The 10,540-nt window shown below is 40.2% G+C and carries 7 protein-coding genes; all 7 read right to left on the bottom strand.

Going from position 1 to position 10,540, the window contains the following annotated elements; genetic code table 11:
* On the bottom strand, positions 1-375 hold a 375-nt coding region (locus B4G81_RS04905; protein WP_294080708.1), incomplete at its 3' end, for a SusE domain-containing protein.
* Positions 376-386: 11 nt separating this feature from the next.
* Positions 387-2,006: a RagB/SusD family nutrient uptake outer membrane protein gene (locus tag B4G81_RS04900; RefSeq protein ID WP_294080706.1), complete on the bottom strand. Its 1,620-nt coding sequence runs from the start codon at positions 2,004-2,006 to the stop codon at positions 387-389.
* 11 nt (positions 2,007-2,017) lie between these two features.
* Positions 2,018-5,152 carry a TonB-dependent receptor gene (locus B4G81_RS04895; protein WP_349678733.1) on the bottom strand — a complete coding sequence of 1,045 codons (3,135 nt, stop codon included), beginning with the start codon at positions 5,150-5,152 and terminating at the stop codon, positions 2,018-2,020.
* 422 nt (positions 5,153-5,574) lie between these two features.
* A complete protein-coding gene (locus B4G81_RS04890) occupies positions 5,575-6,735 on the bottom strand; it encodes a FecR family protein (RefSeq protein ID WP_294080702.1) in 1,161 nt (386 codons plus the stop codon).
* A gap of 169 nt (positions 6,736-6,904) precedes the next feature.
* Positions 6,905-7,447 (bottom strand): RNA polymerase sigma factor, encoded by a 543-nt coding sequence (locus B4G81_RS04885; protein WP_294080700.1) that lies wholly within the window; start codon positions 7,445-7,447, stop codon positions 6,905-6,907.
* Positions 7,448-7,632: 185 nt separating this feature from the next.
* Positions 7,633-8,913: an acetylxylan esterase gene (locus tag B4G81_RS04880; protein ID WP_294080698.1), complete on the bottom strand. Its 1,281-nt coding sequence runs from the start codon at positions 8,911-8,913 to the stop codon at positions 7,633-7,635.
* A gap of 76 nt (positions 8,914-8,989) precedes the next feature.
* A partial coding sequence (locus B4G81_RS04875) for a beta-N-acetylhexosaminidase (protein ID WP_294080694.1) occupies positions 8,990-10,540 on the bottom strand: 1,551 nt, incomplete at its 5' end.

The raw sequence follows: 10,540 nt of genomic DNA, 5'->3' as shown, positions 1-10,540 counted from the left end.
CCCTGTCGCTGATGCATCTATTCCAGCTAAAGCTGCGATTTTATTGAGTTGTTTATGAGTTACGCTTGCATAAGGACTTAAGCCTTTATTTTCGGACGGTAATCTGTAAATAGGATTGGAAAAGTCGCCTCCTTCGCGGTCAAATACGATTTCATACAAAACCAATTCGCCATCTTCTGCAGTAGCAGTCTCCCATTCAAAATATACAGAGGCTGAGGCAGAACTTTGCAAGGGTACGGAAAGTTGGTCATATGGTTCTATCAACTTGTTTACAGCTGAAACATTCAGATTTAATTCCTTATTATCAAGACAGCCTGAAAGCATTAACGTAATAAATAAGGATGCCAGAAGTGATATTTTGTTAATTATTTTCATTATTTTAATCTTTAATAATTGAGGTTTTGTCCTAAATTTGGATTAATATCCTTTTCACTTTGTGGAATAGGCCACAGATAATCACGCGCGGGATTAAACGTACGTTGATCCAATTCAATATATTGAGTATTGTTATTTTCAAACATGGCGCCGTGAGGGCGTTGGTTGAGGACAACTTCTGCAGTATGCCAACGACGGATATCAAAAATGCGTAATCCCTCTAACGCTAATTCAGTACGACGTTCGCGACGAATAATCAATTGTTTTTCTTCTTGTGTCCACGTACTATTGAAATCTAATGCAGCGGGATCTGTAAACCCTGCACGCTTACGGAGTGCTTTAATTGTTATATTCCATATGTCTCCTGTCAGTTCACCCAATTCATTTTTAGCTTCAGCATACATAAGCAAAACATCAGCATAGCGTATCAACATCAGATTCAATCCTGAATCAGTTCCATTAATCGCACCCCGGTCATAATATTTTCGCATATAATAACCAGTAGGAGATGTTGTTTCATTGTTTGGAACATATATATCAAGTTTTCCTGTCGGATCGTTTGTCGATCCCGGTTTGGTGTAAATAGTCCGGGTATTTCCATCAGGTAATGTCCATGTTGAAAGGTGTCTAACGATAGTCATATCCATTCGGGGGTCCCGATTGATATATGGATTATTTTCGGTATATCCGGAGTTATTATCCTTGATTCCTTTCCCATTTAACATAATATAGTCGTCAATTAATTCCTGCGTAGGTGCCATCTTGCTTACGCGCCCACCCGGGGACGATTTGGGCATGAAATCTTGATAATCAGACCATGTCCTTAGAGATGGAACATATTCGATATCAAGTATCATCTCTTTACTATATTCTCCCTCAACTGTAAACAGTTTGGCATAGTTTTCATATAAGCCGTATTCCCCATATGTCGTATTGGTTATTAACCTTTCACAAGTATTTACAACATTTTGCCAGTCATTGTCCAACAGATAAACACGGGCTTTCAATGCGATTGCAGCACCTGCAGTTATACGACCTTTATCAGCTTCTGCATATTGTTTATTGGTTGGAAGTATACTTGCAATTTCTTCCAATTCATCACATATAAACTGGACAACATCTGCATGAGGGGTTCGTTCAATAGTTTTTGATTCATCGAGTGTGATATCTTTTGTGAAAAGTGGGATATCTCCATACCATGTAGTCAAGCGGAAAAATAACCATGCACGGATAAAACGTGCTTCTGCTTTTGCTCTGTTTTTTAGATTTTCGTCCATTCCAGGAACGCGGTCTACATTTTCAAGAAAAGTGTGACAGGTTTTAATTCCCGCGTAACACCTGCTCCATTCGCCACTAAATCGTGCATTTGAGGCATCTGCTTGTCCTGAAGAAATTATTTTTTCATCATGAATACGCCTTTGATACATATTATCGGACAAAGCTTCATTACTAAAAAATATATCGGCGTTATACATCTGGTTATAAGCCATATTTAAAACCGACATAGCCTTTTCTGGGGAAGTCCAGTAATTTTCATCTGTGAACTTGTTAGTGGGAATCTGCCCCAGATCATTGCATGCTGTGAATGACAGCAAAATTAAAACACTATATATAATTAATTTTCTTTTCATAGGGATAATTATTAAAATTCTAGATTCAAACCAAATCCATAATAATTCAGCGTCGGATAATTCCGCCCGCTGTTCGCTCCAGCACCCGAAATGCCGCCCATGTCGTTGCCAAACTCTGTAGATTCCGGATCGATAAAAGAAGTGGCAGAGAATGTCAGCAGGTTCTGAGCATTGACATACATTCTCAGTTTGCTGACACCTAGTTTAGAGGTTACATGTTTTGGTATTGTATAACCGAGTTGTAAATTTTTCAGACGAAGATAGGCAGCATTCAGTAAGTAAACATCTGAATCACGCCCATAATTGTTGATATTTGAGGGCGATCCGTCTGCAGTGAGACGTGGCCAGCGAGCATCAGTATTAAGAGAACTCCAATAATCCAGTTGGTGTTGAAACATAACCTGCGTGAAGTTCGATGCATAGGGTCGTATTAACTCACCACGTAGCACCATACTACGTTTTCCAACACCCTGAACGAATAAACCCAAGTCGAAACCTTTCCATCCAAGATTATAATTTAACCCGAAAGTATAACGAGGGAAGGCATTTCCCAACACCTGACGGTCTTTCTCGTCAATGATACCGTCTTCGTAATAGTCTACATATTTTACGTCTCCCGGGGCTACTATGGCACCTGCCGGTAATGCGCTGTTTACAATATCTTCTTCATCCTTAAAAAATCCGTTTGTTTTATAACCAAAATAGGAATTCAGGGCAATACCTTCTCTTATTATGGTCGACATCTGTTGTTTTTCATTAATTCTTTCGTTACCAAAGTCAATAATTTTATTTTTTGAATCAGCAAGATTGAAATTGATATGGTGTTTCATATCAGCTGTTTTGAAGTTGTAATCTATACTGACTTCCCAGCCATTATTTTGCATTTTTCCCGCATTTTCGATGGCCACGGAACCTCCGAAGACAGCAGGAACCTCAGGACTTAAAAGAATGTCTGAAGTTGTCTGATTAAAATAATCAAACGAGACCATCATCTGATTTTTAAAAAATGTTGCATCTGTCCCAATATTAAAAGTGGCAGATGTTTCCCATTTCATATCTTTATTGCCAAAGCTGAACCCTGTCCCTGAAACGGGAACCTTATTAAATCCGTAACTATTGGTATGTACAGTATAAGTAGTCATGTAACGGTAATTACCTACATTTTGGTTGCCAAGTACACCATATGAACCACGAATCTTTAAGTCCCCTATATTATTACGATAGTCTTCCATAAAATTTTCCTGTGACAAACGCCATCCTGCCGTTACGGAAGGAAAAAATCCCCATCGGTTTGCTTTGGCAAATTTAGAAGAACCATCATAACGAAAACTTACTTCTCCATAGTATTTATCGGTAAATGAATAACCAAATCTTCCGAATACTGAATAAATACTTGTCCGTACAGAACCATCGGGGGTGTTATAGCTGTTTATGGGATCTATCTCTGTCAAGCCATCTGCTGCAGGAATACCAAGGTCCGGATCGGTGTATTTTTTTATAATTTCATTGGCTTCCTGGGTAAACGACTCATTAGAAAAACCAATTAATCCCGTAACGTGGTGTGATTCTTTAAAAATGCGATCATAATCCAATAAGAATTGGGAACTTAAAAGGTATGATTTTTCGTTATAATCTTCTGTATTTCTATCCTGACCAGTATAACTTGTCGGAACCTCAGAAGTCTCATTAGCGTAATAAGGTACTTCAAGAGCCCTTACATAGCGATGATTTGCAGAAAGATCAAGTCCCAATATCCCTTTTGCTTTTAACCCGTCTGTGATTTTAAGTTCTCCTGTCAGATTCCCTATGATGTTGTCTTCGTCCCGGTCTCTGAATCCTCCGGCTTCCAGAAGTCCCATACTGTTAAACTGATCGACGTAACGACCTCTGCTATCCTTCAATTTATTATAATAATAGGTCGGAAATCGGGTCGCGTTTTGGATTGCGTTACCTGCATTCGGGGCATGATGCATGATGCGATTATAAGCCAGTTGCGGAGATAATTTGAATTTTCCGTACTCAGAGGTGAGATTTATACGAAAATTATAGCGTTTCATACCGTAGTCACCTCCAACAAAATTACTAGCCTGATCATAATAACCCGCTGAAGCCATATAAGTTGATGTTTCGCTTCCACCTGAAATACTCGCAGTATAAGTTTGTTGTAAAGCGGGTTTTAGAATTTGATACATGAAATATTCCTGGTCTTCATGATCATATAAATCTTGTATTTCACTTGCAGCGTAAACAGGCGCTCTACCAGCGTTCACTTCAGCCTGGTTTCGGAGTATGGCATTTTCATACCCTTTTACCGGTTGAAATAGAAAATGGGGTGTTTCGTACCCAATCATCGAATTAAAACGGACAATTGGTTTGCGATTTTTATTTCCCTGTTTGGTAGTCACCAGCAATACTCCACTCGATGAACGAGAACCATAAATAGCAGCACTTCCGGCATCTTTCAATACAGAAATAGAAGCTATATCGTCTGGATTTATACGGTTTAAGCTACTCAAATCTGTAATAATACCGTCAATCAGTACCAACGGATCATTATTGGTTATTGTGCTGACTCCTCTAATATTAATACTCAGTTGATTACTGTTGGGGTTCATATCACGCTGCTGAATCGTCAGATTGGCGGATGCTCCCTGTAAGGCCTGCATGGTATTGCCAACAGGTCTGTTTTCAAAATTTTCTGATCCAATTTGATCTACAGCTCCCGTGATACTTTTACGCTGACGGGTACCATATCCTATAACGACTACTTCCTCCAGTGCCTTGGTATCTTCCTGTAAAACAATGTTAAAGCTGGCTTTACCGGAGGTGTTTACGCTTTGTTCCAAATAGCCGATGTAGGTAATCCTTAGTACGGTGTTTTTTTCCACCTGCAACGCGAAATTACCGTCGATATCGGTTACAGTCCCGTTGGTAGTTCCGGTTTCAATAATATTGGCTCCTATTATCGGGTTACCTTGTATGTCGACAACTTTTCCGGTAATTTGTTTTTTAGTCTGCTGTTGTATTTGGGTGGAAATGTTTTGCCCCACTTCTTTGACTTGAGTTTTATTCTCCGATTCATAAACAACAATCTGTTTATCCAATATTTTATATGCCAAGTTGGTATTGGAAAATATTTCTTCCAAAATATCTTTGATTTCCTGAGAGTTAACATGTACGTTCACTCTTTCTCTAATTATTTTTTCGGCTTTATCCGAAAAAACAAAAATATAATTACTGTTCTTCTCAATCTCTTTACATACCTCTTTTATTGATGTTGATCTCAGATTGAGAGTGACTTTTTGGGAATAACTGTTCGATGCTGACGCAAACAGTATACAGAAAAATAAAAAAAATAAGGTTATTCTCATGACTTTTAGAACATGCTTTAAATTATTGAAAGTTATTCGTCCCCCAATAGAATTTTTATCCATATATTTGTATGATTTAATTATTAATAATCAAGGTAATTAATTTCAGTTTTGCCGGATGGTACCGCCAATATCGTCCGGCTCTTTTCATTCATTTGGTGATATTATTTTTTATCCATAAGCTCTCCGTTTTATTTTCATTGGTTGGTAATAAATATATTTTTGTTCTCTTTTCGATATTGTGTAGATGTCAGTAATGCAACAGTAGTCATTACATTGTCAAAATTATCAGATAAGTATATTTTTCCGCTGCAGGTTCGTTTTTGAAGATTTACATCCTGTTCATAGTCGAACGAGAGATTGTAGTATCTGCCGATCTTTTGCAATACTTCGTTCATTGGTGTCTTGTCGAAGGAAAGATAACCTTCTTTCCAGCTAATAAATTGGTCAACATCGACTTGTTGCGTTTCAAATGTGCCACTTCCGGAATAAATGGCTTTTTCGCTGGGTGTTATGAACAACTCCTTGTGGCCTTTTGATTGTAGACTGACACTTCCTTCCACTAATACAACACTTTGCAGTGAACCCATATAGTTTGAGATATTGAATTTTGTACCATATACTCTTACGTTAAAACCGGAGGTGTGTACAAAGAATGGTTTCGTCTGATCAGGCATTACTTCGATGTACATTTCTCCGGATGTAAGACTTATTTCTCTTTTTTTACTGTCGAATTGTGCTGGAAATTCGAGAACGGATCCTGAGTTGAGCCATATTTTGCTCCCGTCGGCAAGTGTAAGGGTGGAGCGTTTCCCATAAGGTACAATCAACGTATTTAGTTGTTCCTGTTTGATTTCAATTTCCCGTAACTCTTTATTTTTCTGTAAAATTTCAGCTTTGCCCCTTTTGTCGAGTTTTACATCGATATCATTTTGAAAATAGATTGATTCTTTATTGGTAATGAGCTGAATATCTTCGCTATTCAATAATTCCCCCACTATGAGTTCCTTATCTGGTGTAATGACAACTTCTTTTCTCTGGGAATGAAAAAGGGTAAGTCCGATTAAGAGTAACGAAACTGCTGCTGCAGAGTACCAAAATACTCTGCGTTGTGTTACTTTGCGTTTTTGCAGGATAGTTGTCTGAATTTTATGGAACAATAGCATCCTCTCATTTTCGTCAAGATTACTTTTATTAATCCCCTCATTTTTTATATAGACAATGGCTTGTTCAATTTCTTTTATGGATTCTGGATGTTCTATTTTAAAGTTCATCCAATATTGGTTCAGGGCATCGTCATCTAACAATTGCCATCGAAGAAATTTTCCATCCTTCAAAAAATCGGTATAATGTTTCATTATTAATTGTTGCTAATTGTTATTGATTTTGAGTGAAATGTAAATGCACATCCAATTATAAGTGTCTCTTTTGTTAAGAGACGATATGAAAATTTAATTATACCCCTTTAGTTGGAATATAATTAAAAATTTAACATTCCAAATTGAGAAAATGTAGCTTTCAGAATAATTATGACAAAATAGTCAAGAATGTGATCAGGATACCAAATTTTTCGCGAAGGCTGAAGATGGCTGCCGAAACCAGTTTTCTGCAGCCATGGACACTGATATGTAGGAGTTCTGCAATTTGATTATAGTCATACTCCTGTATATAGCGGAGATAAACAATTTCCCTTTGTCGGTCAGTAAGCGAAGCGAGCATTTCCTCAATTGTATTCTTTACCCGCGTCTGGTCTTCCTTTTCGATAAGAAGACTTTCCACATCAATGTGGATATTAAAAGGCATATCTACTGAAGGGTCTACTTTCTCGAGGGTTATTTGGTCTTTTTGGTATTTATGTAAATCAATAAGTCTGTTTTTCAGTGACTTGAACAGATAAAATTTTATGTGACTGATTTGACTTAACTGACCTTTATTGGCTGTAAGCTTTACAAAGACATCGTGAACGGCATCTTTCACAATCTCTCTATCAAAGCCGAGATAGCAGCCATAAGTGAATAAATCATTCACATAAAGATTGTAAAGAGTGGCAAGATCCATTCCAGTTTTCACCTATTTTTAAATCTATTACAATTAATTTCGGAGTGCAAAGTAAGCGAAAAAATAATAAGATTTGAAATTTTGACTTTTTTGTCTTTTCCTGAAAGAATGAAAGTTTGGATCATTATTTACAATAGCTACAAGGTGGTAGTGGCGGCTTCTCTTGCAACGGTAACCGGCATTGGTAATATATCCTTCTATTTAGAGTTAGAGTGGGTTGCCGAGTTCTTTGAAAAATGTTTATCTGCAAAATCCAGAAAACGCTCCCAGTCATAAGCTGTTACGTCGTGTTTCCCTTTCCGTATATGATACCCGATATCTTCCACAATGGGTGCATGAAGCTCCGGCATTTCATCTGTTCCGATCATTGATAAACCGTATAACCGGTATACCGGGCCGGCATGATATGCAGCCAAAAATTCACCTCTCGGATCGGCCCACAGATCATCTTTTGCACTCGCCACATAGACCTTGCGTGGTGCAATCAGGGCGAGCAACTGGTGTTGGTCGACCGGCAACAATTCTTCCTTGTTGTTGTACTGGCGGAAATTTTCACAAAACCAGTGCGGAAATGCGTTGTTGATAATTTCTGCAGTCTCTCCGAACTTTCTTCTGAAAAGTGCAGCGCCCCCACAACCGGAGTCATTGGATATCACAATTCGGAATCGTGAATCCTGCGCACCGGCCCAAAGTGCTGCCTTCCCTTGACGGGAGTGTCCCATGATGGCTATTTTGTCCTTGTCTATCTTTTCCTGTGTTTCCAGAAAATCAACAATCCGGCTGGAACCCCAGGCCCAAGCACCGATAGCCTGCCACGCTGCGGGATCTGTTTTTTGGGAACCATACCCCGGGAAAAGGGAAATCACGCTGTGATCTTTCAATTCCGGTTTATCGGGAAAGATGTCATGATAGCACATGGTGGCAATGGCATATCCTCTGTCGATGATCAGATCATAGTTCCAACGGCTCGTCTGATTTCCTCTTTCCCAATCCGGGTGACCTGGCTCTTTCACCAGACGGAAGGCAGGAGAATAAAGAATGGTTGTGTCTGTGGTCGTGCTGTGGTTTCCCTTGAAATTGTATCCTACAAACACCGGGACCTTCCCTTTTGGCTTGTTCGGAATATAGATCAGCAGGAAAGCTTCAATTTTTTTGCTTCCATTTGAAAAGATAAATTTCACCTGTTTGCTGGTCGCCTTACCGCCCATAGCCTCCCTGTTTTCTGTCATGAGCTCATAGGAGACATTGATTCTCTCAGCAGGAGTATGCCCGTACATTTGAGAGGCAAACAACTCCAGCAGCTCCGGCCTTCTCTGTTTTTCCCACTGCTCTGCTGTGGTGACCGTCTCCCCGTTCTGACATTTAAGAAGTTCGGGAAGTGTATACACAGGTACTTTCGATTCATCGTAATTTACGTTCTGTTGTGCGTATATGTTTGTGACAACAAGAAATAAAATGAAGGCAGTCAAATTTTTCATATGATTAAAAATGATTGATTTTCGTTAGAGTTGGATATCTGCCCGCTATGGTATGCTGAAAACACTGAAACGGATGTTATTTCCCGGGACCCTTTATTTCCAGACTTATTTCCGGATTTTTGTAATCAAAGAATGTGATGCCGCTCTTTCTGTAGAGAGCTGTCATTTTATCCATCCGTTTGTCGAAATCTTGAAAATCCTTTACTGCATCGTTACTCCAGGCTGCCTCGGCCAGGGCTGCGATGCGTGGAAAGACCATGAATTGAAATCTTTCCTTTGTATGAATTACTTCTGTCCATACATTGGCCTGAATTCCCATCACATGGGGTGAAGAAAAAGAAACTCCGCCCGTCAGCCTGAGACTGGGAAACTCGTAGACGCTTTCAATCGGAGCAAAAGCGCCATCCCATTTACGTCCTGAAGTATGGGATGCATGCTGTACAAAATCGAAATAAAGGGGTATCCTCGGGCAGAGTATGGTGCCGTAGCCCATGGTGAGGGCTTTTTCCAGCAGCTGGGGCTGGTCGTGTCTCCACCACATCACCTGTGTGTTGTTTGCCGGAAGTCCGGCGGTGACCACTTCATCCCATCCAATCACCGTCTTGCCCAGTACCTTCACGGAGTCGGCCATGCGCTGTAGAAAATAGTGTTCTACAGCCACCAGGTCTTCCAGTCCTTCCTTTTCCATGAGTGAACGGACTTCTGGCATATCATGCCATTGCTTATTGCCGAAATGCACTTCATCACCTCCAATATGAATGAAAGAAGAAGGAAAAAGCGTTGTTATTTCCCGGAGAACATCGGTCAGAAACGTGTAGGTACCCTCTTTCCCGGGATGAAAAGTGAAATGTGGGTATTTTTCCGATCCGCCTCCGCTGAATTCGGGATATGCTTTGACGGCAGCTGTGGCATGACCGGGCATGTCAATCTCCGGGATTATCTCGATAAAGCGATCGCTGGCATATTTCACGACTTCCGCAATATCCTCCTGCGTATAGAATTGCGCTGATGCTTCGTGGTCAGAGATATTTCCTGTGGCACCGACTGTTGTCAGTAGCGGATATTTTTTGATCTCGATGCGCCATCCCTGTGAATCGGTAAGGTGCCAGTGAAATTTATTGAGCTTATACATCGCCATAAAGTCCAGCAACTTCATAATTTCTGTTTTTCCGATAAAATGCCGGGATTCGTCCACCATCACTCCTCTCCATCCAAAACGGGGTTTATCCTGAATGACAGCCAGGGGTATGCTTCCTCCCTTTCCGGCACTGATCATTAACTGTAGCGCCGACTGTAAGCCGTGGAAAAAACCGTTGGCGGAACCGGCCTCAATAAGAATGCCAGTTGAGTCAATCCTTATCCGGTATTCTTCCGGATTACCGAGCTCCTCGTTTTTGGTTAACCGGATGAATCCGTTATTCTTTTTCACTCGTGTGTGAAAGGAAAATTTTTGGGCAGTCTCCACGAAATCCGGAATCAGTTTGCTGAATTCATTGTCGGCGGTGATGGTGATTGTCCGCGGTAAGTTTACTGTACCCGCCAGGGTCTCATACTGATTCGGGCGGGGAGTGATTTCCTGTGCGGAAGCACCGGGCGCGCTTATCAGCATTATCATCAAAATAGTAAA

The organism is Proteiniphilum sp. UBA5384, assembly GCF_002410825.1.
Taxonomy (GTDB): Bacteria; Bacteroidota; Bacteroidia; order Bacteroidales; family Dysgonomonadaceae; genus Proteiniphilum.
The sequence above is the reverse complement of the archived record's forward strand: the minus strand, read 5'-3'. Positions and strand labels throughout refer to the sequence as shown.

Excerpts from the sequence above, each read along its gene's own strand:
- B4G81_RS04880 (WP_294080698.1), bottom strand. The coding sequence starts at position 8,913 with ATGAAAAATTTGACTGCCTTCATTTTATTTCTTGTTGTCACAAACATA.
- B4G81_RS04890 (WP_294080702.1), bottom strand. The coding sequence starts at position 6,735 with ATGAAACATTATACCGATTTTTTGAAGGATGGAAAATTTCTTCGATGG.
- B4G81_RS04900 (WP_294080706.1), bottom strand. The coding sequence starts at position 2,006 with ATGAAAAGAAAATTAATTATATATAGTGTTTTAATTTTGCTGTCATTC.